The following is a 24,350-nucleotide window of genomic DNA, read 5'->3' as shown; positions in this document are numbered from 1 at the left end:
CGGCCCGGCGGCGGCCTGCGCCTGCGGCGGCATCGTCAGCCCGGGCGACGCCGCGACCGTCCACCAGGAGACGGCGGCGCTGACCTGGGACGGCCGGCGCGAGACCGTGCTGATGCGACTGTCCCTGGCCTCCGACACCGCCCACGCCGCGCTCGTCGTGCCCACCCCCTCCCCCGCCACGGTGAGCGCCGGATCGGCAGGCACCTTCGGCGAGTTGGCTCGCCTGACCGCACCCGAATACGTCGTCGACACCGAGTGGTTCTCCGGCCCGGACGACGACGGCGTGGGCGCGCCCGCAGGGGGCGGCGCGCCGATGGTGCTCGATCAGGTCCGGCTGGGGCCGCTCGAGGCGACCACCCTGTCCGGGGGCGATCTCGACGGCCTGCGGCGCTGGCTCGGCGGCAACGGTTACGCCTTGCGACCCGAGGTGACCGCGACGCTGGAGCCGTATCTGCGCGAGGGCTGGTCGTTGGTGGCCATGCGGCTCACCGGCGACCGGGAGCTCTCCGGCGCACTGGACCCGGTGCGCATCGCGTTCGACTCGGATCGGCTGATCTATCCGATGCGCATGTCGGCCGCGGCGAGCACCACGCAATCGATCCACCTCTACGTTCTCGGCGACCACCGGGTGCGACGCGCCGATTCCGACGCGGCAGGCCAGAACTCCGTCGTCGAGTTCGCCGGCCGTCTCTCCCCCGGCGACTCCGACGATCCCTTCCTGCGCGAAACGATCAGCGCAGGCCGGGACTTCCTGACCGAGATGCGCGTGCGCATCGCCGATCCCGGCGCGATCACCTCCGACTTCACCTTCGCCGCCGCGCCCGAGGACACCGCCTACCGCCAGCGGATCGTGCACACCGACCGGGTGACGCTGTTCGGTCGACCGGCGGGCTACGTCGTCCTGGGCGCCGCCGCGCTCGCCGCGGCGGTCGTCGTGGTCGCGGTCGTCCGGGTCGCCCGAGCCCGCCCCGCCGACTGACCGGACGGCTCCGTCAGGCTCCGATGGCCGGGCCGATGGTGGACCAGGAGGCGTGCAGGGTGTCCTGCCAGTAGGACCAGGAGTGCGTGCCGACCGGGCTGTAGTCGATTTGGGCGGGAATGCCCAAGGCGCGCAGCCGTTGCCCGAAAGCGATGGTGCAGACGTTGATACCCACTTCCACCGGACCGCCGAGGAAGATGTTCTCGATCAGCTGCGGTTTGATCTGCGCCTCGTGCGGGCCGGGGATGCCGGTGCCGGTGGACAGGTAGAGGGTCTTGCCGCGCAGGCGTTCGGCCAACAGCGCGGGATCGTGCGCGGCCCACTCCGGGCTGCCGGGCGGGCCCCACATGTTGAACGGATTGCCGCCGCGATTGGCGATGGAGAACATGATCCCGCCCGCGCCCAGCGCGGTGTCCGCGCAGACGCTGTAACCGGCGACGGCGGTGTAGAGGTGCGGGTTGCGCGCGGCCAGGATGAACGCCGCGTTGCCGCCCATCGACAGCCCGCCGATGGCGTCGACGCCGTTGCCCGCGAAGTTCGCGTCGATGATCGGCGGCAGCTCCCTGGTCAGGAAGGTCTCCCACCGGTAGCGGCCGAACTTCGGGTCCTCGTGCAGCCAGTCGGTGTAGTAGCTCGCCTGACCTCCCACGGGCAGAACCACATTGACGTTCTTGCCGCGGAAGAACGCCTCGGCGTCGGTGGCGTTGGTCCAAGTGCTCTGGCCGACACCGGGATCGAGTCCGTCGAGCAGGTAGTACGACGGGCGCGACCCGCCGCCCGCCGGATGCAGCACCTGCACCTGGATGACGCTGCCCATCGCGGGCGAGTCGACGAACACCGCCGAGCGGTGGGCGCCGAGCGCGTCGATGCGGAGAACCTGGGCCGCCGAGGCGGGGGGCGCCTGGCCGATCACCAGCGGACCCGAGACGGCAAGCAACACTGCCAGCACCGCAACAGCAATCGTTCTTCGACGCACGGCCCACCTCCGTTACCGCATGAGAGCCACCGCGAAACGCAGCTGGAGTGATCATGCCATACGGAAGCACCTGACCCATGGCATTTCCATAGCAAACTATATGGTCTACTCGGCTCGCGCCAGCGCGCCCCGGATCGAGCCGGCCAGATAGTCCAGATCGGCGCGGTGCGGGCTGGTCGGGCGGCCACGCAGACCGAAGCCGTCGCCCGGAGTGCGCGGAATCACGTGCAGGTGCACGTGGAAGACTTCCTGCCCGGCGGTCACCCCGTCCGCGAGGAAGAAATTCACCCCGTCGCAGGCCACTTCGCTGGCCCGCAGGGCGGCGGCCAGACGCTGACCGACCTGGAAGAGCTTGCCGCCCACCACCGGATCCAGCGCGGCGAGATCACGGGCGGGCACCTTCGGCACCACGAGCAGATGCCCCGGCGTCATCGGCCGGATGTCCATGAAGGCGAGGACGTCGTCGTCCTCGTACACCGTCGAAGCGGGTGCCCGGCCGGCGACGATATCGGAAAAGATGGTGTACGGATCCACACCGCACCTTAACCCCGCCCACCGGGCCAGGCCGGGCAGCCGCCGCCGCGCCCAGGTCCGCAGACCGGGGCGGGGCAGCAGCGGCATCGGAAGCGGTTCCCGGACTACAGGATCGGCCTTGCAGGATCGGCCCTACAGGATCGGCGCAGGCGTATAGCGGGCCGCGTCCGGATATGCCTCGACCAGCTTCTGCACCTGCGCGACCACCTCACCGGTCTGATCGCCTGCGGCGCCGACGAAGGCGGACTTGTCCGCCAGCGCGGCGTCGAGCGCGGCCCGGTCCAGCGGCAACCGATCATCGGAGGCCAAGCGGTCCAGCAGATCCGGTTCCCTGCCCTGCTCGCGCATGGCCAGCGCGACGGCCACCGCGTGCTCCTTGATGACCTCGTGCGCGGTCTCGCGCCCGACCCCGGCCCGCACCGCCGCCATCAGGATGCGGGTGGTGGCGAGGAAAGGCAGGTAGCGATCCAGTTCGCGGGCGATCACCGCCGGGTAGGCGCCGAATTCGGCCAGCACGGTCAGGAAGGTCTCCATCATGCCGTCGATGGCGAAGAAGGCGTCCGGCAGCGCGACCCGGCGCACCACCGAGCAGAACACGTCGCCCTCGTTCCACTGCGCACCGGCCAGTTCGGCGGCCATCGAGGCATAGCCGCGCAGCACCACCTGCAGGCCGTTGACGCGCTCGCAGGAGCGGGTGTTCATCTTGTGCGGCATGGCCGAGCTGCCCACCTGACCGGGCTGGAAGCCCTCGGTGACCAGTTCGTGGCCCGCCATCAGGCGAATGGTGTGCGCGAAGGACGACTGCGCCGCGCCGATCTGCACCAGCGCCGAGAGCACATCGTGGTCCAGCGAGCGCGGGTACACCTGGCCGACGCTGGTCAGCACGGTCGCGAAACCGAGGTGACCGGCGACCTGCTGTTCCAGGCGGGCCAGCTTCGCCGGATCGCCGCCGAGCAGGTCGAGCATGTCCTGCGCGGTGCCCATCGGCCCCTTGATGCCGCGCAGCGGGTAGCGGTCGATCAGCTCGCGCAGCCGGGTCAGGCCGATCAGCAGTTCGTCGGCGGCCGAGGCGAAACGCTTGCCCAGCGTGGTGGCCTGCGCCGCGACATTGTGCGAACGGCCCGCCATCACCAGTGCCTGGTACTCGGCGGCCCGTTCGGCCAGCCGCGCCGCGACCGCGACGCCGTGCGCGTACACGTGCTCGAGGGAGAGCCGGATCTGCAACTGCTCGACGTTCTCGGTCAGATCGCGGCTGGTCATGCCCTTGTGCACGTGCTCGTGCCCGGCGAGCGCGTTGTATTCCTCGATGCGCGCCTTCACGTCGTGGCGGGTGACCCGCTCACGTTCGGCGATGGAGGCGGTGTCGACGTGGTCGATCACCCGCTCGTAGTCGGCGAGCACGCCGTCGGGCAGGTCGATGCCGAGCTCGGACTGGGCCCGCAACACCTCCAGCCACAGCCGCCGCTCGAGCACGATCTTGTGTTCCGGCGACCACAGGTGCACCAGCTGCGGACTGGCATAGCGGGTGGCGAGGACGTTCGGGACGAGGGTCACGTGGGGTCAGTCTAGTGGCCGCATGTCCGGGGCCGTCGACCTGCTGCCGTTGAGTTGCTCCGGGTCGGCCGGCCGCAACGGCGGCGCGACGATGTCGATCACTTCCAACAGCGCGGCCCGTGCGGTGCGGCGCGGGTCGGGGTCGTTCTCGGTCAGCGCGGCGACGACGGCGCCGTCGACCACCGCCACCAGTCGTCGCAGGTGTTCGGGACGCACACTGCGATCGGAGCGACGCAGCACGTCGGCGAGAAGTTCCTCGAGTTGCGCGCGTAGTCGTAGCTGGACCTCGCGTAGCTCGGGGTGGCGGGCCGAGGCCACCGAACGCTCGTAGCGGGCGATCAACTGGCCGCGCGCGTTCTCGTCGTTCCGGTCGCCGATCAGCAGGTCGAGCACCAGCTCGACGGTCGCCTCCGCACCGCGTCGACGGTGGCTGACCTCGCCGACGCGCCTGCGCATGGCGTCGAGTTCGGCGCTGCCGCTGAACTCCACCGCGCGCGCGATCAGATCCTCGAGCGAGGCGAAGTAGTAGGTGGTCGACGCGAGCGGGAGGTCGGCGCGGGTAGCCACCGAACGATGCCGCACCGCATCGAATCCGCCTTCGAGGAGCAGCTCTGCGGCGGCGGCGACCAGGGCCTGGCGACGCCGTTCACCTTTCGGGGTCGTCGCGGTTATCACCGTGCCATCGTGCCAGTCATCATCAGATCATCCGTGGGAAATCGCAAGAAGAGACCTCAGCCGTCGAAGAGCCTTCAGCCGTCGAAACAGCATCGAACTCAACCATCATTTGTTTTACCCCATCCGGGGATCGGCGGCATCGGAGTGGGGAAACTCGTTGCGCACCATGCGCTTCGGATCGGCGTTCATTCCCCCGCGCCAAGATACCGTCCCAGCCGCAGCAATGCCTGCTCGATATCGGCCTGCGCACCGGCGAAAGAGAAACGCACAGAGCGGTCCCCGTTCACGGTGTCGAAATCGATGCCGGGGGCGAGCGCCACCCCGGTGTGCGCCAGCACGTCCGCGCACCAGGCGCGTGAATCCTCGGTCAGGTGACCGATGTCGGCGTAGGCATAGAAGGCGCCGTCGGCCGGGGCCAGTTTCGTGATGCCCAGCGCGGTCAGCCCGTCGAGCAGCAATCTGCGGTTGGCCGCGTAGCGCCGCACGTGCCCGTCCAGCTCGGCCGTGGACTCCTCGTCGAAGGCGTGCACCGCCGCGTACTGCGAGATCGCGGGCGGGCACACCGTCATGTTCGAGGCCAGCCGTTGCAGTGCCGGGCGCAGATCCGGGGGAACCAGCATCCAGCCCAGCCGCCAGCCGGTCATCGAGAAGTACTTCGACACCGAGCCGATGACCACCGCGGCGCGCGAGGTCTCCCAGGCCGAGGTGGTGCGCGCGTCGTCGCCGTAGGTGATCCCGTGATAGATCTCGTCCGAGATGAGCAGTGTGCCGTTGTCCTCGCACCAGCGGGCGAGCGCGGCCAGTTCGCCGGGCTCGATCATGGTGCCGGTCGGATTCGCCGGGCTCGCCACGATCAGGCCCGCGGGCGGTTCCGGCAGCGCGGCCAGCATGTCGACCGTCGGCTGGAAGCGGGTCTGCGGGCCGCAGTCGAGTTCGACCACCCGGCAGCCGAGCGCGGTGAGGGTGTTGCGATAGGCCGGATACCCGGGACGGGCCACCACCACGGTGTCGCCCGGGTCGAACGCGGCCAGGAAGATCAGCGTGAACGCGCCGGAGGAACCGGTCGTGACCACCACGTCGTCGGGGTCGACCGGGTAGCCGTAGGTCTTGGCGTGGTGCCCGGCGATGGCCTCGCGCAGCGCCAGGATGCCGAAGGTCTCGGTGTAGCCGAGCAATTCGGCGTCGATCGCGGCCTTGGTGGCGCGCAGCACCGGGGCGGGCGCAGGCGTCGAGGGCTGACCGGCGGCCAGCACGAGGACATCGCCGTGCGTCCTCGCGCGTTCGGCGGCGGCTTTCCACACATCCATCACGTAGAAAGGTGGGATGGTCGACCTGCGAGATTCTCTGGACACCGGAACGACGGTAGAGCACCGTCGTTCGGGCGGTCCGGGATATGGTCGGCGCGATGCTTGACAGAGCTCGTCGCACCGAACTGGATCGGGCTGGTGACGCGGGTGGCGGCGTGGTCATCCCGCCGGACTGGCGTTCGCGCGCCGCGCGCCGCCCCCGTCGCGGGCTGAGACACCGCGCCGCGGCACTGCGCCGCGCGGCAGGCCGCCGTGCCGGGGCGCTGAGTGACACCGCTGCCGGGCTGCGGGAGACGGCAGGCTCCCTGCCCGGCCGAGCCCGCACCGAACTGGCCGGGTTTCGGCACAGGGAACTGCCCGACCCCCGGCAGTTGTGGACCGAGGACAAGCGCGCCGAATACCTCCGTCTGCTGCTGCGCCACCGGTGGCTGATCGCCGGACTGGTCGGCGTATTGGTGCTGGCCGGAGCCGATACGACCCTCGGGCGAAGTTTCCAGGACGGTCCACTCGGCCCGAACGAGGCTCGTCGGGTGTTCTTCGCCCACCCCCAGCAGTACCAGTCCACGCCGCCGTCGGTGCGCCGCTATCTCCAAGCCATCGCCAACGGTGAACGCCTGCGCGAACAGGCCGTGGTCGCCGCGGCCGCCCGCGCCACCCTGGAACGCGCCAAGGCCGAGGCCGCCGCCGCGGCCGCCGGGGAATGGCAGCCGTGGATCAACGAGCCCGGCGTGGTCGTCACGCCGGGCTCGGTGCTGCCCGGCATCGGTGGGTTCGTGCTGCCCGCGCGCGGCATCTTCACCTCGGGATTCGGCTCGAGGTGGGGCACCTTCCACAACGGCATCGATGTCGCCGGCCCGATCGGCACCCCGATCTACGCCGTCGCCGACGGCACCGTCGTCGATGCCGGTCCGGCCCAGGGCTTCGGCCTGTGGGTCCGCATCCGTCACGACGACGGTTCGATCACCGTCTACGGGCACATGTACGACTTCTTCGTCTCGGTCGGCGAACGCGTCCCGGCGGGCATGCAGATCGCCCGGATGGGCAACCGCGGCGACTCGACCGGTCCGCACCTGCACTTCGAGGTCATCGTCAACGGCGGCTATGTGGATCCCAGCCCCTGGCTCGCGGCCCGGGGGCTCAGGTACTGACCACGGTCGTCCTGGTTGACGACCCCACGCCGACCGAACTCGTCCACCGGCTCGATCCTGGCGACGGCGTCGGCGGCCGGGGCGGCCGAACTGACGGCCCGGTCCCGTGAACTCAGATGGTGATGCGCGACTCGACGGCGGCCAGACCGATGTCGGTGCGGAAGTGGCTGCCGGGCAGCTTGATCGAGGCGATCCGCGCGTAGGCGCGCTCACGGGCCTGCGCGAGATCCGCGCCCACGCCCACGACACTGAGCACGCGCCCGCCCGCGGACACCAACGCGCCGTCCTCCCTGGTGCTGGTACCCGCGTGCAACACGGCGGTCGTCTCGTCGGCCGCGCCCTCACCGGCTCCGGTGATCACATCGCCCAGCCGCGGACGACCCGGGTAGTTCTCGGCGGCCAGCACGACCGTGATCGCCGACCCGTTCTTCCAACGCGGCGCCTCGACCTCGCCGAGCGTTCCGGTGGCGGTGGCGGCGAGCAGTTCGCCCAGCGGACTCTCCAGCAGCGCCAGCACCGCCTGGGTCTCGGGATCGCCGAAGCGGCAATTGAATTCGACGACGGCGGGGCCGGCCGCGCCGATCGCGAGGCCGGCGTAGAGCAATCCGGAGAACGGGCAGCCGCGACGCACCATCTCGGCGGCCACCGGCTTCACCACGTCCTCGACGATCTCGGTGACCGTCTCGGCGGGCAGCCACGGCAGCGGCGTGTACGCGCCCATGCCACCGGTATTGGGGCCGGTGTCGCCGTCGCCGACGCGCTTGTGGTCCTGCGCGGGCAGCAGCGGCACCACGTTCTCCCCGTCCACCAGGCAGAACAGCGAGACCTCCGGCCCGTCGAGGAAGGATTCCAGCAGCACCGGGTGTCCCTGCTCGAGCAGTTCGGCGGCGTGGTCGCGGGCCGCGGACCGATCGGCGGTCACCACGACGCCCTTGCCCGCGGCCAGGCCGTCGTCCTTGACCACCCAGGTGGGGCCGAACCGGTCCAGCGCGGCGTCCAGCTCGGCGGGGGTGTCGACCACTTCGCTGTGCGCGGTGCGCACGCCCGCCGCGGCCATCACGTCCTTGGCGAACGCCTTGGAGCCCTCGATCCGCGCCGCCGCGGCCGAGGGACCGAAGCAGGCGATGCCCGCCGCGCGCACCGCGTCGGCGACGCCGAGCACCAGCGGCACCTCCGGCCCGATCACCACCAGGTCGGCCCGCACATCCTGGGCCAACGCGACGACCGCCTCGGCCGAGGAGGCGTCGACGGCACGCACGTCGGCGTGCTGGGCGATCCCGGCGTTCCCCGGCGCCGCGATCAACGCGGTGACGGCGGGGTCCCGGCGCAGCGCCAGGACGAGGGCATGTTCACGGGCTCCGGCTCCGATGACGAGTACGCGCACCGCCACAGCTTAGGGGAACGGCCCGGCGCCACTGTGCGCGCCGGACGGCCCGTCGGCTGCTGTTCACCGGCCGTTCTCGATCGACACGCGAAATCGCTTGCCGGACTTGCGGTGTACAACGCACGGAAGTGGGCATAGTGGAGGGAGAGGCTCCGCGCACCTCGTCGGAGCCGCCGACGGGGACAGGGGCACACCATGGGTCTGATGGATGGCTTGATGGGCAACGCCGGCCGGATCGACCCGGCCGCGGCCCAGCAGGAATACGCCAAGCTGCTCGGCAACGGCGAACAGGTCTACACCGCCTACATCCTGGTGCGCGACGCGATGCTGTTCACCGACCGCCGCCTGATCATCGTCGACAAGCAAGGTCTGAGCGGCCGCAAGGTCAATTACCACAGCGTCCCCTACCGGGCGATCACGCACTTCGCCGTGGAGACCGCGGGCACCTTCGACCTCGACGCGGAACTGCTCATCTGGCTGTCCGGCAGCGACGTCCCCATCCAGAAGCGCTTCAACCGCCAGGTCGACATCTACGAGGTGCAGGGCATCCTGTCGCATTTCGTCGCCCGCTGACTACTACTCTGCCGGACATGGCTTCTGTCTTCAGCGCGATCATCGCAGGTCAGCTCCCCGGCCGATTCGTATGGGAGGACGACGAATTCGTCGCCTTCCTCACCATCGCCCCTGTCACCCAGGGCCACACCCTCGTCGTGCCGCGCGCCGAGATCGACCACTGGCAGGACGTCGACCCCGCCGTGTTCGCCCGGCTCACCGCCGTCGCCCAGGCCGTCGGCCAGGCCGTGCGCACCGCCTTCGACGCCCCGCGCGCCGGCCTGCTCATCGCCGGCCTCGAGGTCCCGCACCTGCACGTCCACGTCTTCCCCGCCTTCGAGATGGGCAACTTCGACATCTCCGGCGCCGACCCGAACCCCTCCCCCGAATCTCTGGACGAGGCTCAGACCAAGATCAAGCAGGCCCTGCGCGACCTCGGCCACGGAGCCAACGTTCCCGAATGAGTGCCCGCGGGGGGAGTCGACCGCCGGCTCCCCCCGCCGGTACCCGGATCGGATCATCACGGAACCGCCCGGAACACGGGTTCGGCTTCTTCGACATCGAACCAGCCGACATCGAACCAGCCGACATCGGCCGGTGTTCGTGGAGCCCCCTGTCAGGATTGAACTGACGACCTTTCGCTTACAAGGCGAGTGCTCTACCACTGAGCTAAGGAGGCGGAATGCGGAGCCCCGGCAACGCGGAGTCCGACAACGACGGTCATCATAGCCGCGCTCCGGCGCCGCGCGTCACCGGATATCGGTGAGGCGCGGCGACGGTCGAGCGAGGAAACTCCCGGCGCAGTATCGGCTACCGCTGTGTCAGGACTGGCTGCCCTGCCTGGCCGCGTCGTCGGCGGCCATCGCGTCGCGCAGGCTCTTGGGACGCATGTCGGTCCAGTTCTTCTCGACGTACTCCACGCAGGCAGCGCGGCTGTCCTCGCCGAACACGACTCGCCACCCGGCCGGGACCTCGGCGAAGGCAGGCCACAGGGAGTGCTGTTCCTCGTCGTTGACCAGGACGAAGAAGCGGCCGTCCTCGTCGTCGAAGGGGTTGGTGCTCAATTTCACCTCACTGGATACTGGCGCTTGTACGGGATTAGGCTCTTGGACCCCTCCGTTGCGGTGGCCCGCGCCACGACGAGCCCCGCACCGGATGACTACCCGAGCGTTGTGTCGACCCTAGCAAGGGACACGTTACGGGAAAGCCATTACCTCGGGTGCCGACCGGCCCGCACTCATCCGGACCCGGTCGGCTCACTCTATTCGGAGAAGAAGTCGAGCAGGATCTTGTTCACCGTCTCCGGACGCTCCAGATAACCGAAGTGACCGGCGTCGGGCACCTCCTGGTAGCGAGCGCCGGGGATGATCTCGGCGACTTCCCTGGTCAGGTAGGCCGGGATCATCCGGTCGTCGGCGAAGCCGACCGCCAGGCAGGGCACCTGGATCGATTTGTAGGCCTGCACGCGGTCGAAATCGTGATCCATTCGCCGTTGGGCGCGGATGCCGGGGGTGACCGGGCCGCCGGTGAACTCGAACAGGTCCAGCCAGTCGCGGGCGGCGTTGACGTCGGCCAGGGTCGCCGGCGAGAGGTTCATGACGGCGGTGAGCGCGGCCTCGTACTTCGGCGGCAGCTTCACCCCGGAGGCGTCGAGCTCGTGTTCGCCCAGCGACAGCGTCTTCTGGAACTGGTCGAGGCGGGCGTGCCCGGCCATGAAGACGGCCTTGCGGACCAGATCGGGACGGGCCAGAGTGAGTTCCTGGGCGACCCGTGCGCCCATCGAGGTGCCCGCGACCAGGGCCGGACCCTCGTCGAGCAGTTCGATCAGCCCCGCGGTGTCGGCGACGAGGTCCTCGATGGTCATCCCGGCGGCCGATTCGTCGGAGGGAGCGATGCCGCGGTTGTCGAAGGTGCAGACGCGGAAGCCCGCGGCCAGCAGCGCGGGCACCTGGTGCAGTTCCCAGACCCGGCCGGGGCTGCCGGTGCCCATGATCAGCACGACCAGCGGCGCCGAACCCTTCGCCTCGGTGCCCTTCGCACGGTCTCCTTTGACCTGGTAGTTCAACGAGATTCCGTTCACCGTGGCCAGCGGCATGGTCCACCCTTTCGTCAGATGATGCTGCGCACCCACGGTATAGGCCGCACCCGTGTCGCCTACCATGGACACTTCGAAACGCTCGAGCGTAACGAATCGGGAGGACACGACAAATGGCCGCGAAGAGCAGCGCGAACGATATCGCGGACGACGAGCTGGAACCACTGGCCGACGAGACGGCGCGGCAGGCGCAGCGGGTCGTCGCGGCCTACGCCGCCGACGCCGACGAATGCCGGATGCTGCTGTCGATGCTCGGCATCGGGCCCAACAGCCGCGCCGAATAGATCGCCAGGGCACCGAGCGGGGTGGACAACGCTCGGACCTGCGTGATCGCGGCGCGCGCGAGGGGCCGCCGCCGCTACGTGAGAACAGAACAAGGATGCGTGAGTGGACCAGATGACCGATCAGCCGTCCGAGAACTCCCAGCACTCCCAACCCGAACCGGAATCCGGCGCGGTGCGGTCCGGCAACGACGGGCCGCATGACGCGGGTTCCGGTTCGGCTGTCGACCGGCCGCGGGAAACGGGTTCCGGTTTCGTCGTGGTGGCCAACCGGCTGCCCGTCGACCTGGAACGGCTGCCCGACGGCACGACCAGATGGAAACGCAGCCCCGGCGGTCTGGTGACCGCGCTCGAGCCGGTGCTGCGCAACAACAAGGGCGCCTGGGTCGGCTGGGCAGGCGTGCCCGACATGGATGTCGATCCCATCATCGAAGACGGCCTGGAACTGCATCCGGTGCCGCTGTCGTCGGACGAAGTGGCCGACTACTACGAAGGTTTCTCCAACGGCACGCTGTGGCCGCTGTATCACGACGTCATCGTCCGGCCGACCTACGACCGCGCGTGGTGGGCGGCGTATGTCCAGGTCAACCGCCGTTTCGCGGAGGCGACGGCGAAGGTGGCCGCCCAGGGCGCGACGGTCTGGGTGCAGGACTACCAGCTGCAACTGGTGCCGAAGATGCTGCGCATGCTTCGCCCGGACCTGACCATCGGTTTCTTCCTGCACATCCCGTTCCCGCCGGTCGAGCTGTTCATGCAGATGCCGTGGCGCACCGAGATCATCGAGGGCCTGCTCGGCGCGGATCTGATCGGCTTCCACCTGCCCGGTGGCGCGCAGAACTTCCTGTACCTGGCGCGCAGGCTGGCCGGACAACCGACCTCGCGCGGCTCGGTCGGGGTCCGTTCCAAGCTGGGCGTGGTGCAGGTCGGTTTCCGCACCGTGCGGGTGGGCGCGTTCCCGATCTCGATCGACTCCACCGAACTGGACGAGCATTCACGCAGGCGCTCGATCAAGGAGCGGGCCGCCAAGATCCGCGCCGAGCTGGGCAATCCGAAGAACATCCTGCTCGGCGTCGACCGCCTGGACTACACCAAGGGCATCGACATCCGGTTGAACGCGCTCGAAGAGCTGCTGCGCGAGAACCGGTTCGATCCGGCCGAGACGGTGATGTTGCAGCTGGCCACTCCCAGCCGTGAGCGCGTCGAGAGCTACAAGCAGATGCGCGGCGACATCGAGCGCCAGGTGGGCCGGATCAACGGCGAATTCGCCCGCGTCGGCTACCCGGTGGTGCACTATCTGCACCGGCCGATCCCCCGCGACGAGCTGATCGCCTTCTTCGTCGCCGCCGACGTCATGCTGGTGACGCCGTTGCGCGACGGCATGAACCTGGTCGCCAAGGAGTACGTGGCCTGTCACAGCGGTCTCAACGGCGCGCTGGTGCTCAGCGAGTTCACCGGCGCGGCCGCCGAGCTGCGCCAAGCCTACCTGTGCAACCCGCACGATCTGGACAGCGTGAAGGACGCCATCGTCTCCGCGCTCGAGGACGACAGGGAGACCAAGCGGCGCAAGATGCGCTCTTTGCGCAGGCAGGTGCTCGCCCACGACGTCGACCGCTGGGCCAGGGCGTTCCTCGAGGCGCTGGCTCGCGACCAGGTGGCGGGCAGCGCGCTGATCGCCCAGCCCGACGAGTTCGCCGACGACGACCCCCGCCGCTGACCACCGGCCCACCGACCGGCGGGGAGCGCCGAAACGCCGCACAGCGACTTCACAGGAACCCCGCAGCGAGGTCCCAGCCCGCGGGCGCATCATGAGCGCATGAGTGATGCGCCCGCGGTGCGGCGTCCCGAGGCCCGCGTCCTGGTGGTCGACGACGAGCCGATGATCGTCGAACTGCTTTCGGTGAGCCTGCGGTTCCAGGGCTTCGCGGTCGAGACGGCGGTCGACGGCGCGCAGGCGCTCGACCGGGCCCGCGCGTTCCGTCCCGACGCGCTGATCGTGGACGTGATGATGCCCGGCATCGACGGCTTCGGCCTGCTGCCCCGGCTGCGCGCCGACGGCATCGACGCCCCGGTGCTGTTCCTGACCGCGCGCGACGACGTGCAGGACAAGGTCGCGGGCCTGACGCTGGGCGCCGACGACTACATCACCAAGCCGTTCAGCCTCGAAGAAGTGGTGGCCCGGCTGCGGGTGGTGCTGCGCCGGGCCGGGCACGGCGCGCCGGTGCGGGCGAGTTCGCGGATCACCTTCGCCGACATCGAACTCGACGACGACACCCACGAGGTGTGGAAGGCGGGTGAGCCGGTGGCGCTCTCGCCCACCGAGTTCACGCTGCTGCGCTATTTCCTGGTCAACGCGGGCACCGTGCTGAGCAAGCCGCGGATCCTCGATCACGTGTGGCGCTACGACTTCGGCGGCGAGGTCGGGGTGGTGGAGACCTATGTGTCGTATCTGCGCAAGAAGGTCGACACCGGGGAGCAGCGCCTGATCCATACCCTGCGCGGCGTGGGTTACGTGCTGCGGATGCCGAACCGGTGATCGCCGCGCGACCGGGATCGACGCGCCCCGCCGCGGCCCCGCTCGGGCCGCTGCGACGGGTACGCGAGCAGGTGGGGACCCGGCTGAGCGCGATCCCGTTGCGGGTGACGTTGGTACTGGCGCTGGTGACCTCGGCCGGTCTCGGCCTGCTGGTGTCGGGCACGGTGGTCACCTCCGCGCTGGAGAAATCGCTGCTCAGCCGCACCGATCAGCAGTTGCGCGATGCAGTGTCGCCGCGGCCCCGGCCGCGGCCGACCACCCCGCCGCCACCCGCGGACCCGCGCACTCCCCCGAGTTCGTTCTACATCGTCATCGACTCCGGCCCCGGCACGGACCCCTTCGTGCTGCGCCCCTACGACGTCGACGCCGCACCCGACCTGTCGAGCGTTCCCCCGGCCGAACCGGTGACCGTACCGTCGCTGGGCGGCGGCGAAGTGCGTTGGCGCGCGTTGAAAGTCGCCGTGGCCGAGGAGACGACCACGATCGCGGTGCCGCTGACCCAGAACGAGGACACCGTGGCCCGGCTGGTGGCGCTGCAACTGATCGTCGGGCTGGCCGTGCTCGCCGTCCTGGCGCTGGCCGCGCATTTCGTGATCCGGCGCAGCCTGCGACCGCTGCGGCGGGTCGAGAACATCGCGGCGGCCATCGCGCGCGGTGATCTGTTCCGGCGGGTGCCGGTGCGCGGCACCAATACCGAGGTGGACCGGTTGTCGCAGTCGCTCAACGGAATGCTCGCCCAGATCCAGTCGGCGTTCGCCGCGACCGAGGCCTCGGAGGCGGCGGCGCGCGAATCCGAGGCGAAGATGCGCCGGTTCGTCGCCGATGCCAGCCACGAACTGCGGACCCCGCTGACCACGATTCGCGGGTTCGCGGAGTTGTACCGGCAGGGCGCGACGGATGATCCGGCGATGGTCGTCGACCGCATCGAGCACGAGGCCCGCCGGATGGGTCTGCTGGTCGAGGATCTGCTCATGCTGGCCCGGCTGGACGCGCAACGCCCGCTGCGACTGGGCACGGTGGACCTGCTGACCGTGGCGGGCGAGGCGGTGCACAATGCGCGCGCGGTGGCCGCGGCCGCCGCCCCGGACGGCCCGCGCAGGCGGATCGAGCTGGCAGTCGAGCCGGGGCCGGGGACGCTCGAGGTCAGCGGCGACGCCGACAGGTTGCGGCAGGTGCTGGCCAACCTGCTGACCAATGCCCTCACCCATACACCGGCCGAGGCGGAGGTGACGGTGCGGCTGACGCCAGGCGCGCACGAGGTGACCGTCGAGGTCGCCGACACCGGCCCTGGTCTGGCTCCGGAGGAGGCCGAGCGGGTGTTCGAACGGTTCTATCGCACCGACGTCTCGCGCACCCGGGCCAGCGGCGGCTCCGGGTTGGGCCTGTCGATCGTGCAGGCGCTGGTCGCCGCGCACGGCGGGCGCGTCTCGGTGCGCAGCGCGCCAGGTGAGGGCACCTGTTTCACGGTGCGCCTACCGCGGGAGACCTGATCCGGACCGGTCGCATCGCCGCGCACCGGGCTCGGACTGTGGGCGACGGGCCTGGGGCGTCCCCCAGCCGGGCCGACGACATCGACCGGCGTCCCGGTGCGGGCGTCCCGATCGGCACGCGTCCGACCGGCGCGCCCGGGGTCGGGATTCAGATCGGCGTGACGGCGTCGACCAGCCAGCGGTCGCCGTCCTTGTCCAGTTCGACGCGCAGCCTGCTGCCGGTGGTGGTGCCCTCCGGGCTGTCCTTGCTGGTGGTCACCTGGTTGAGGAACAGCATCACCACGGCGTGCTCGCGATCGGCGTCGACGATGCCGCCCGCCTGCGCGCTGGCCATGACGCTGAGCTGCTTCTCCTTGGCGCCGGGCGCGATGGCGGTGGTGATCAGCGCCAGGTAGTCCTCGCGGAAGGCGGGCGAGAGCAGATCGGCCGCCTTCGGCAGTTCGGTGTCGACAGTGGTGTATTCGTAGCTGAACATGGCGGGCACGGTCGTGGTGGCCGCCGCCAGCGCCTGATCACGGGCCTTCTCGTCCTGGTCGGCGCTCCAATAGCGGTAGCCGCCGAAACCCATGATCAGCAGAGCGGACAGGGCGAGCACGCCCGCGAGGAACGCCGCGAGCACGCCTCGGGTGAATTTCATGGCACGAACTCCACATTCGAGGCCGTCAGGCCGGAGTCGGATTCGGACACCGTCACCCGGAAGCGGTAGTACCGCGTCTGCGGCCCCTCCTGGCCCGCGTTGGTCAGGCTCTGCTTGGCCGCGACGAGCACCTTCGCCGAGTTCTCCTCGTCGCTCTCCAGGGCGGCCTCGATGATCTCACCGGTGGCACGGACCTCCGCCTGCTGCACGATGGTCAGGAACGGATCGACCCGGCCGTCGAACTCGGTCTTGAACTTGCCGGAAGCCAGCGACAGGATGCGGTCGATGTCTTCGGCGGCCGTGTCGGCGTTGATGGTGGTGAGATTCAGGATCGCCTGCTCGGCGGTCTGTACGTATGCGGTGCGCCGGTCGGCCTGACGGTCGATGGAGCGGACGGTGAACACCGAGACCACCGCACCCGCCACCAGCGCGGCGATCAGCACCGCGGCGGCCGCGACCAGCACGATCCTGCGCATGGCGAACCGAGCCGAGCCCGCGGACTCGTCACCGTCGACGGTCTCGTCCGCGTCCGCCGACTTCGACAGCACCACCGTGGCCGGCTCGGCGGACTCCTCTCCGGCGACGGTCTCGTCCACCGACTTCGACAGCACGACCGTTGCCGGCTCGGCGGCCTCGTCGCTGGTTTCCTGTGCGTCCGGACTCTTCTTCACGGCCGATGTCTTCGCCTTCGCTTCCGCCTCGGCGCTCGTCGGCTGCCCGGCCGCGGATCGCTTCGCCGCCGGTTTCCCCGGGGTCGTCCGCGTGGCCGGCGTCGAGTCCGCCGAGCCGCTCGACGCGGTCGATTCGGCAGCGCTCGCCTTCACGGTGGCCGCCTCGGCGCCCGCCGCACCGCCGTCCGACGCCCCCACGTCGGTGGCGTCCTCCTCCGGCGGGCCCGCGGTGCGGACCGCGCGGCGGCGGGTACGTCGTGAATCGTCGTTGATATCACTCATCGTTGCTGCTCCTCGAGCATCGCCTGCCAGCTCGAAGGTACCGTCCCAGAACCACCGGGGGCGATATCTCCTTGCCGATAGGTGCGGCCGTCGGTGCCGATGTAGACACCTGTGGACGGATCGTAGGACCGGCCCACCGTGGGCACCTGGTACGAGGCGGGTGCGGTGCTGTCCGGCTCCTCGCCGGGACCGGTGGCGGGCGCAACCGGGTTCACCGGACCGTACAACGGTTCGTCGCCCAGCGGGACGTATCCCGTACGGCACAGCTCCGGGGTGGGGGCGCGACGGCCGGGATACTCCATGCACGGAGTGTTGCGGATGCCGCGCACCTCGATCGGCGAGTCCTGCGGGATCTTGCAGTACAGGCCGGGCGGGGTGGGGATGGCGTCGGTCTCGCTCGGCGAGCGCCGCTGGTCCGCGGGCAGGAAGCCGGTGGTGCACGCGGGCGGGTCGTGCACGGTCGTCATGAAGTCGACCATGACGCCGTATTCCAGCGGGCCGCGGATCGCGGTGATCAGGGCGGCGATCAGCGGCGGATACACCACCAGCACCTGTTCGATGCCCGCGTGGTAGATCGAGGACACCTGTCCGACGCTGACCAGATTGGACAGCAGGATCGGCAGCGTGGGCTGTAGCTCGTTGAACTGCTGGGTCACGCGTGCCATCGCGGCGGGGCTGTCCTGCAGCAGGTTGCGCAGCGAGGGGTCGTGGGCGCGCAGCTGGTCGGTGAGAGTGGCCAGGTCCGCGGTCCAGGACCGGATGGCGTCCTCGGAACGGACCTGGGTGTCCAGCAGCGGGCCGATCTGCTCGATCAGCTTCTTGGTCGGCTCGGTGCTGTCCTGGGCCTCCTGCACCAGCAGCGCCGCCGAGTCGATGAAGCGCTGCAGGTCCGGGCCCGCGCCGTTGAACGCCTTGAACGCCTCGTCGATCACCTGGCGCAGCCTGGTGTCCTCGACGCTGGACAGCAGCCGCTCGGTCTGGTCGAGCAGAGCGCCGACATCCTGGGGCAGCTGGGTGCGGTCGACCGGGATGACCGCACCGTCGCCCAGCCTGCCGCCGGTGGACGGGTCGGGCGGGATGAGGTCGACGTACTGCTCACCGATCGCCGAGACGCTGCGCACCCAGGCGGCCACGTCGGCGGGGATCTTGTAGTCGCTGTCGATGGACAGTTCGGCTTCCACGCCCTCGGGGGTGAGCCGGACCTCCTTGACCCGTCCCACGTTGGTGCCGCGATAGGTGACGTTGGCGTGCTCGTAGAGCCCGCCGGTGGCGGCCAGCTGCACGGTCACCTGGTAGCGGCCGATGCCGAACATGGCGGGCAATTGCACATAGCTGCCTGCCATGACGGTCAGGCCGACCACGGTCAGGACCGAGAAGATCATCAGCTGGATGCGGACGAACCGGGTCAGCTTCACGGCTGTCCCCCTTCCAGCGGAACCGTCAGCCCGGGAATGGCGGGCAGACCGGGAATCGGCGGCAGACCGGGAATGGTCGGGGTGGGCGAGGGCGTCGGCGTCGGTTCAGCGAGCGGACCGGTGGCCGGGTTGCCGACGTCGCTGGCCGTGCTCGGGGCGAAGCTGCCGACGATGCCTTCCACGCCGCCGAAGCGCCCGCCCAGCGGGGTGCCCGACAGCCAGTTGGAGTCCAGCCGCTTGCCGGTCATGTCGACGGTCATGAACAGGTTCAGGTAATCGCCCTTGATGGCCTTGTCGAGGTTCTTCAACGGGAACGGGAACGACAGCAGGATCTTCAGCGATTCGGCGAGATTGCCGCCGGTGTCGGCCAGCTGCTGCAGGGTCGGCCAGAGCGCGTCGAGGTTGGCCTTCAGGTTCTCCCCGCTGGTGTCGATGACCCGCTGGGTGACGTCGCTGAGGTCGCCGAGCGCGGTGATCGCGCGGGTGATGTTCTCCCTGCGGTCGGCCAGCACGGTCAGCGCCGGATGGATGCCGTCGAGCGCGTTCTCGAGCACCACCCGCTGATCGGCGAGCTGCCCGCCGAAGCGGTCGAGTCCCTCCATCGCGGCGATGATGTCGCCGGTCTGCGCCTGCAGATTGGTGGTCAGCTCGTTCAGCTGCGGCATCAGGTCGCGGATGGCGTCCTCGCGGCCGGTCAGCGCCGCGTTCAGTTCGGTGGTGATGGTCTCGAGCTGCGCGATGCCGCCGCCGTTGAGCACCACCGACAGCGAGGACAGCACTTCCTCGGTGGTCGGGTAGGCGCCGGCGCGGGCCAGCGGGATCACATCGCCCGGCGCGAGCTGCCCTTCCGGCGCGACATCCTCGGGCGCGGCCAGTTCGACGTGGTTGGAGCCGAGCAAACTGGTCTGGCCGATCTTCGCGACGGCGTTGGCGGGCAGGCGCACCTCCGGATTCAGCGAGACGGTCACCAGCGCGTGCCAGTCCTGCACCACGATGTCGGTCACCGAGCCCACGTCCACGTCGTCGACGCGGACCGGCGAATTCTGGGTCAGCGTGGTGACATTGGGCATCTGGATCTGCACCTGGTAGGCGCCCTCGCCCTTGCCCTCCGCGCCCGGCATGGGCAGCGAGTTCAGGCCGGTCCATTCACAGCCGGTGGTGGCCAGCGCGAGGCTCACCCCCAGTGCGAGCACCGCGGTCGTGCGGCGTGCGCGGCTCATCGTCCACCTCCGGGAATCGCCAGTCCGGCCAGCCCGCTGGGCACGACGACCGGCGCGGGTGCGGGTGCGGCCCGCGGGTTCTTCACCGATTCGGGCACCTCGTCGGCCAGGCTCGGCGGACTGAAGGTGAGCTGGTTCGGGAAGGCATGCACGCCGGTGGCCGGATTGACCATGATCGGCGCGTAGTTCATCGCCAGCGAGTCGATGACCGGGGCCAGATGGGTCGCGCACAGGTCGGCGCTGCGATCGGAGTCGTTCTCCTCGAGCGCGCGCACCGAACCGCACAGGAAGCTCAGCGGGTCGGCGGTGTTGTTGAGCGCGACGGCGCCGGTCAAGGTGCCCTGGGCCGGCTTGTAGAGCTGGTAGAAGTTCACCAGCGCGGTCGGCCCGGAGTGCAGCACCCGCTCCACCTCGGGCCGCTTGTCCACCAGGATCTGGGTGACCTCGGCCAGGCGTTGGGTGCTCTCGGTGAGCTCGGTGCCGCTGGAGTCGAGGAAGCGCTGCACATCGGCGACCGCCAGATCGAGATTGTCCAAGCCCTGGCCGAGATCGTCGGACACGCCCGCCAGCACCGAGGACACCGAGGCCAGCCTGCCGCCGAACTGCACGATCTGCTCGTTGCTCGCCGAGATGACCTCGACGAACTGCTGCAGATTGCGGATGGTGCCGAACAGGTCGGTCCGACCGTCCGACAGCGTGGTCAGGGTGGCCGACAGTTCGCGCAGCGTCTCGCGCATCCGCTCGCCGTTGCCGTCGAGGTTGTCCGCGGCGGTGTCGACGAAACGTCCGAAGGAGCCCTGCTCGTCGTCGCCGACCGGGCCCAGCGTGGTCGCCAGCTCGGACAGTTCGGTCTTGATGTCGTCCCATTCGACCGGGACCGCGGTCCGCTCGATCGGGATCTCGTCGCCGTCGGCCAGTTTGTCACCGCCGGTATAGGCGGGGGCGAGCTGGACGAAGCGGGCGGTCACCAGCGAGGGCGAGACGATGACGGCGCGGGCATCTGCGGGGATGTCGACGCCGCGGTCGACGGTCATGCGCACTTTCACCTGCTCGTCGCCGGGCTCGACCGAATCGACCGTGCCGACCGAGACGCCGAGGACCCGCACGTCGTCGCCCTTGTACAGGCCCGAGGTCGACGGGAAGTACGCGGTGATCCGCATGGTGCCGATCCGGGTGATGCCGAGGTAGAGCAGTGCGCCGACCAGGGCGACCACGAGCGCGGCGGCGACCAGCAGCGCCCAGCGCGGCGGCCTGCGCAGTCCGGAGGTCCGGGTGGTGGGATTCGATGTGGTCATCGCGGCGGCTCCTGCACGGCCGGCTCGATCGAGGGCGGCGGGTTCAAGAAGAAGTTGCGCAGGTCGTCGGGCAGGTGCTCCGGCCAGACCAGCGCGTCGACGAGGGGCTGCAGGCCGACGCTGGTCGCGTTGACGACGTAGGCGTTGAACCACGGCCCGTTGCCGACCTGTTCACCGAGGGCCGCCGCGAACGGGCCGAGCCCGTCGAGCGCCTCACTGATGTCCTGGCGGTTGCGCTGTAACACATCCAGCACCTGATTGAGCTTGTCCAACGCGGGGGCGAGCTGCGCCTCGTTGTCGGCGACCAGTCCGCGCAGTTGTTGAGCCAGCCCGTTGACGTGCACGATCAGCTGCCCGAGCGCGGTGCGCCTGGCATCGAGTTCGCCGAGCAGCTGGTTGCCGTCCAGCAGCAGCGCGTTGATCTGCTGACTGCGGTCGGACAGGATCTTCGTGACGCTCTGCGCGCGTTCCAGCAGCTGTGACAGCGCCTCGTCGCGGGTGTTGATGGTGCGCGAGAGCTGGGTGATGCCGTCGAGGGCGCCGCGCAACGGCGCGGGAGTGTCGGCGAAGGTCACCGACAGCGCGTCCAGGGTCTCGTCCACCTTCTGCATGTCCAGACCCTCGACGGTGGTGGTGAGCTCGCCGAGCGCGTCGTTGAGCGAGTACGGCGAGGTGGTGCGCTCGAGCGGGATGGTGTCGTCGCGGCGCAACGCGCCTTCGCCCTCGGGCACCACCTCGAGCGACTTGCGCCCGAGCACGGTGTTGGTCTTGATCGCGGCGGAGGTCCGGTCCCCCAGCACGATCGTCTCGTCGACGGTGAACTTCACCAGCACCTTGTCTCCAGCCAGCTGCACATCGTCGACCCGGCCCGAGCGCACCCCGGCGACCTGCACCTGGTCGCCCGGCAGCAGCCCGCCCGCGTCGGAGAAGAAGGCGGTGTAGTTCGCGCCGGAGCGGATGAACGGCAGCCGGTCGAACTGCAGCGCCGCCAGCGCCACGCAGATCGCGACGACGACGCCGACAATGCCCATGGTGACGACGGGCGAGCGGTTGTCTGTCTTTCCGGTGTCTGTCATTCCGCCGCACACCTTCCCGTGTCCTGACCGCCGGGCATGTTGACCAGCAGCGGTTTGCCGTCGGGGCCGTCGATCAGGAAGTTCGTGGCACAGACGTAGAGGGCCAGGAACGAGCCGTAGGAACCGATGCGGATCAGCTTGCGGTAGGTCTCGGGCAGTTGCTGAATGACCCACTCCATGGTGTCCTCACCGGCATTGAGGTTGCCGGCGAGCCGATCGGTCTGTTCGACGGTGGCGCGCAGATCGGGGCGGGCCTGGGCGAGCAGATCGGTGAGATCCCCGGTGGCGCCCGCGATCCTGGGGATAGCCGAGGCGATCGGGTCGCTGTCGGCGGCCAGCCCGCTGACCAGGCGCTGCAGTTCGTTCAGGGTGGTGTCGAACTGCTGATCGCGCTCGTCGATGGTGGCGAGCACGGTATTGAGGTTGTCGATGACGCTGCCGATCAGCGCGTCGCGCTCGCCGAGGGTCTGGGCGAAGGAACCGCCGCTGTTGAGCATCGAGACCAGTGTGCCGCCCTGTCCCTGGAACACCTGCAGCAGCGCGTTGGTCAGGTCGTTGACCTGGCCGGGATCCAGACCACGCAGCAGCGGCTTGAAACCGCCGAGCAGCATGTCCAGATCCAGCGCGGGCGCGGTCTGCTGTACCGGGATGGTGCCGCCGGGGCGCAGTTCGTCGGCGCTGCCCGGCCCCTCGACCAGTTCCAGGTAGCGGTCACCGACGAGGTTCTCGTATTTGATCTGGGCGCGGGTGCTGGTGAGCAGCCGGTACTTGCGGTCGATGTCGAATTCGACGTGGGCCAGGTAGTCCCTGCCCGGCTCGTCCGTGCTCACCTTCACCGCATTGACGGAACCGACCGGCACGCCCGCGATGCGCACCTTGTCGCCGGGCAGGATGCCCGAGGAACTGGTGAACACGGCGTAGTAGCCGTCCTGCCTGGCGAAGCGCATCTGACTGAACACGACGGCCAGGCCGGCGAAGATCAGCGCCATCACCAGGGTGAAGATGGTCAGTTTGACCGTGGTCGCGGTGTTTTTCACGGCGCGCTCACCCCCGGAAGACCTCCCAGCAGCAACTGGAACACTTTGGGACCATTGAATTTCGTTTCCATGGACGGCACGTACGGCATGCCCTGGCTGGTGTCGGTGACGAGGTAGTTCACGTGGCTGCCCGGCACCCGATCGACCAGGCCCTCGCAGCGCGGGCCACCGGTGGCGTTCACCTTCGGCAGGCTGTCGGGGTAGCTGTAGGGCTCGGCGCCGAACATGAAGTTGGTGTTCATGGCCACGCCGGGCTGCATACCGCCGAAGACCGCCTCACCGAGCGGCAGCAGCTGGGCCACCGCGTTGACCATGCAATGAACGCCCGGCGCGTACTCCTCGAGCAGCTGCACGGTCGGACGGAGCAGGTCCAGCGCGGTGCCGAGGTTCTGCTCGTTCTCCCGCAGCACCGCCCCGGTGGTATCGGCCAGACCGATCAGGTTGGCCAGCACGTCGTCGAGGCTCGCCTGCTCGTCGACCAGCGTGGCGCTGGTGACGATCGCGTTGTCCACCGTGCGCAGCAGATCGCCGGTGGTGTCGGCGTAGAGGTGGCTGACCTCCGCGGCTGTCCGCATGTCCGCGCGCAGCGTGGGCAGGGTCGGATTCATCTCGCGCAGGTACCCGTCCAGGTCTGCCATCAGCTGGCCCAGCGTCTCGCCGCGACCTTGCAGGGCCTGGCCGAGTGCGGCCAGCGTGGCATTGAGCTTCTGCGGCTCGAGCTCGGCCAGAATGTCGGACAGCTGCTGGAACAGGGTGTTGAACTCGACGGTCACGTGGTCGGCGACCACCGTCGCGCCCGCCCGCAGCGATTCGGCCGAGGGCTCGTCCGGGATCTGGAAGTTGACGTACTTGGCGCCGAACACCGTGGTCGACCGGATGTCGACGGTGGCGTTGGCGGGCACCAGCTTCAGCTTGTCCGGATCCAGCGCCAATTTCAGCGTCGCGCCGTCACCGCTCTGATCGATCTGCGCCACCGTGCCGATCTCCACGCCGCGCACCTTCACCTTGGCGTCGGGATCGAGCACCAGACCGCTGCGTGGTGCCTGCACCAGCACCGTGGCCGTGGAGGTGAAACCGCCGACGAACATCGTCAGCGCGACCGCGACGACGGCCACCAGCCCGAGCACCATCGCCAGACCTGCCAGTTTGAGGCCGAGCGGGCTGTCCAGCCTGCTCACCTGTGGATTCTTCGTACCCGCCATGTCCTGA

24 protein-coding genes and 1 tRNA gene are annotated in these 24,350 nt (G+C 69.5%); 8 read left to right on the top strand and 17 right to left on the bottom strand.

Annotated features, from left to right (window positions below):
- A partial coding sequence (locus NS3_RS13020) for a DUF2330 domain-containing protein (RefSeq protein ID WP_067858763.1) occupies nt 1-979 on the top strand: 979 nt, incomplete at its 5' end.
- Between the two features lie 13 nt (nt 980-992).
- Here NS3_RS13020 and NS3_RS13015 read toward each other — a convergent pair.
- The 5 genes from NS3_RS13015 to NS3_RS12995 form a co-directional block, all read right to left on the bottom strand.
- Nucleotides 993-1,955, bottom strand: a complete 963-nt coding sequence (locus NS3_RS13015) for an alpha/beta hydrolase (RefSeq protein WP_067858759.1) — start codon at nt 1,953-1,955, stop codon at nt 993-995.
- A gap of 105 nt (nt 1,956-2,060) precedes the next feature.
- Nucleotides 2,061-2,489, bottom strand: a complete 429-nt coding sequence (locus tag NS3_RS13010) for an HIT family protein (RefSeq protein WP_067858755.1) — start codon at nt 2,487-2,489, stop codon at nt 2,061-2,063.
- 132 nt (nt 2,490-2,621) lie between these two features.
- Nucleotides 2,622-4,043: an adenylosuccinate lyase gene (purB, locus tag NS3_RS13005; protein WP_067858752.1), complete on the bottom strand. Its 1,422-nt coding sequence runs from the start codon at nt 4,041-4,043 to the stop codon at nt 2,622-2,624.
- Between the two features lie 6 nt (nt 4,044-4,049).
- Nucleotides 4,050-4,718, bottom strand: a complete 669-nt coding sequence (locus tag NS3_RS13000) for a TetR/AcrR family transcriptional regulator (protein ID WP_067858748.1) — start codon at nt 4,716-4,718, stop codon at nt 4,050-4,052.
- A gap of 185 nt (nt 4,719-4,903) precedes the next feature.
- Nucleotides 4,904-6,025, bottom strand: coding sequence for a pyridoxal phosphate-dependent aminotransferase (locus tag NS3_RS12995; protein WP_067858744.1), 1,122 nt, complete (start codon nt 6,023-6,025; stop codon nt 4,904-4,906).
- Between the two features lie 98 nt (nt 6,026-6,123).
- On the opposite strand from NS3_RS12995, the gene NS3_RS12990 reads away from it, so the two are divergent.
- A complete protein-coding gene (locus NS3_RS12990) occupies nt 6,124-7,173 on the top strand; it encodes a M23 family metallopeptidase (RefSeq protein WP_067858928.1) in 1,050 nt (349 codons plus the stop codon).
- A 112-nt stretch (nt 7,174-7,285) separates the two neighbouring features.
- Here NS3_RS12990 and purD read toward each other — a convergent pair whose 3' ends face one another.
- Nucleotides 7,286-8,557: a phosphoribosylamine--glycine ligase gene (gene purD / locus NS3_RS12985; protein ID WP_067858925.1), complete on the bottom strand. Its 1,272-nt coding sequence runs from the start codon at nt 8,555-8,557 to the stop codon at nt 7,286-7,288.
- 195 nt (nt 8,558-8,752) lie between these two features.
- Between purD and NS3_RS12980 the strand changes: the two genes are divergently transcribed.
- Together NS3_RS12980 and NS3_RS12975 are read left to right on the top strand one after the other, a co-directional pair.
- On the top strand, nt 8,753-9,130 hold the full coding sequence (locus NS3_RS12980) for a PH domain-containing protein (RefSeq protein WP_084495452.1): 378 nt from the start codon (nt 8,753-8,755) through the stop codon (nt 9,128-9,130).
- 17 nt (nt 9,131-9,147) lie between these two features.
- The gene (locus NS3_RS12975; RefSeq protein WP_067858741.1) at nt 9,148-9,573 is read left to right on the top strand and encodes an HIT family protein; all 426 of its coding nucleotides are present in this window, start codon (nt 9,148-9,150) and stop codon (nt 9,571-9,573) included.
- Between the two features lie 140 nt (nt 9,574-9,713).
- Here NS3_RS12975 and NS3_RS12970 read toward each other — a convergent pair.
- The 3 genes from NS3_RS12970 to NS3_RS12960 all read right to left on the bottom strand — a co-directional run bounded on the left by NS3_RS12970 (nt 9,714) and on the right by NS3_RS12960 (nt 11,204).
- A tRNA-Thr gene (locus NS3_RS12970) sits at nt 9,714-9,788 on the bottom strand.
- 142 nt (nt 9,789-9,930) lie between these two features.
- Nucleotides 9,931-10,173: an MbtH family protein gene (locus tag NS3_RS12965; RefSeq protein ID WP_040794323.1), complete on the bottom strand. Its 243-nt coding sequence runs from the start codon at nt 10,171-10,173 to the stop codon at nt 9,931-9,933.
- A 197-nt stretch (nt 10,174-10,370) separates the two neighbouring features.
- Entirely contained in the window at nt 10,371-11,204 is an 834-nt protein-coding gene (locus tag NS3_RS12960; protein ID WP_067858919.1) for an alpha/beta fold hydrolase, read from the bottom strand.
- Nucleotides 11,205-11,317: 113 nt separating this feature from the next.
- On the opposite strand from NS3_RS12960, the gene NS3_RS29520 reads away from it, so the two are divergent.
- The 4 genes from NS3_RS29520 (at nt 11,318) to NS3_RS12945 (ending at nt 15,508) form a co-directional block, all read left to right on the top strand.
- Nucleotides 11,318-11,488 (top strand): hypothetical protein, encoded by a 171-nt coding sequence (locus tag NS3_RS29520; protein WP_169333674.1) that lies wholly within the window; start codon nt 11,318-11,320, stop codon nt 11,486-11,488.
- Nucleotides 11,489-11,600: 112 nt separating this feature from the next.
- Complete coding sequence (locus tag NS3_RS12955) at nt 11,601-13,199, top strand: alpha,alpha-trehalose-phosphate synthase (UDP-forming) (RefSeq protein ID WP_067858916.1); 1,599 nt, start codon at nt 11,601-11,603, stop codon at nt 13,197-13,199.
- Between the two features lie 99 nt (nt 13,200-13,298).
- The gene (locus NS3_RS12950) at nt 13,299-14,018 is read left to right on the top strand and encodes a response regulator transcription factor (RefSeq protein WP_067858738.1); all 720 of its coding nucleotides are present in this window, start codon (nt 13,299-13,301) and stop codon (nt 14,016-14,018) included.
- A 92-nt stretch (nt 14,019-14,110) separates the two neighbouring features.
- Nucleotides 14,111-15,508, top strand: a complete 1,398-nt coding sequence (locus NS3_RS12945; protein WP_067858913.1) for a sensor histidine kinase — start codon at nt 14,111-14,113, stop codon at nt 15,506-15,508.
- A 148-nt stretch (nt 15,509-15,656) separates the two neighbouring features.
- Here NS3_RS12945 and NS3_RS12940 read toward each other — a convergent pair whose 3' ends face one another.
- From NS3_RS12940 to NS3_RS12905, 8 genes are read right to left on the bottom strand one after another with little or no spacing between them, the layout of a single operon-like run.
- Nucleotides 15,657-16,145: a h domain protein gene (locus NS3_RS12940; protein WP_067858735.1), complete on the bottom strand. Its 489-nt coding sequence runs from the start codon at nt 16,143-16,145 to the stop codon at nt 15,657-15,659.
- Nucleotides 16,142-17,098: an Rv1363c family protein gene (locus NS3_RS12935; protein ID WP_067858732.1), complete on the bottom strand. Its 957-nt coding sequence runs from the start codon at nt 17,096-17,098 to the stop codon at nt 16,142-16,144. Before NS3_RS12935 ends, NS3_RS12940 begins: the two co-directional genes overlap by 4 nt.
- A complete protein-coding gene (locus NS3_RS12930) occupies nt 17,095-18,513 on the bottom strand; it encodes an MCE family protein (RefSeq protein WP_067858728.1) in 1,419 nt (472 codons plus the stop codon). Before NS3_RS12930 ends, NS3_RS12935 begins: the two co-directional genes overlap by 4 nt.
- Entirely contained in the window at nt 18,510-19,733 is a 1,224-nt protein-coding gene (locus NS3_RS12925; protein ID WP_067858726.1) for an MCE family protein, read from the bottom strand. The genes NS3_RS12930 and NS3_RS12925 overlap by 4 nt, the downstream gene beginning before the upstream one ends.
- On the bottom strand, nt 19,730-21,028 hold the full coding sequence (locus NS3_RS12920; protein ID WP_067858723.1) for an MCE family protein: 1,299 nt from the start codon (nt 21,026-21,028) through the stop codon (nt 19,730-19,732). The genes NS3_RS12925 and NS3_RS12920 overlap by 4 nt, the downstream gene beginning before the upstream one ends.
- Entirely contained in the window at nt 21,025-22,104 is a 1,080-nt protein-coding gene (locus tag NS3_RS12915; protein ID WP_067858720.1) for an MCE family protein, read from the bottom strand. Before NS3_RS12915 ends, NS3_RS12920 begins: the two co-directional genes overlap by 4 nt.
- Entirely contained in the window at nt 22,101-23,141 is a 1,041-nt protein-coding gene (locus tag NS3_RS12910) for an MCE family protein (protein WP_084495450.1), read from the bottom strand. The genes NS3_RS12915 and NS3_RS12910 overlap by 4 nt, the downstream gene beginning before the upstream one ends.
- A complete protein-coding gene (locus tag NS3_RS12905; RefSeq protein WP_067858717.1) occupies nt 23,138-24,343 on the bottom strand; it encodes an MCE family protein in 1,206 nt (401 codons plus the stop codon). Before NS3_RS12905 ends, NS3_RS12910 begins: the two co-directional genes overlap by 4 nt.
- Nucleotides 24,344-24,350 lie beyond the last annotated feature (7 nt).

The sequence above is a fragment of the Nocardia shimofusensis NBRC 100134 genome (assembly GCF_001613125.1).
Classification (GTDB): domain Bacteria; phylum Actinomycetota; class Actinomycetes; order Mycobacteriales; family Mycobacteriaceae; genus Nocardia; species Nocardia shimofusensis.
Note: the sequence above shows the minus strand (reverse complement) of the source record. Positions and strands in the feature narration are given on the sequence as shown.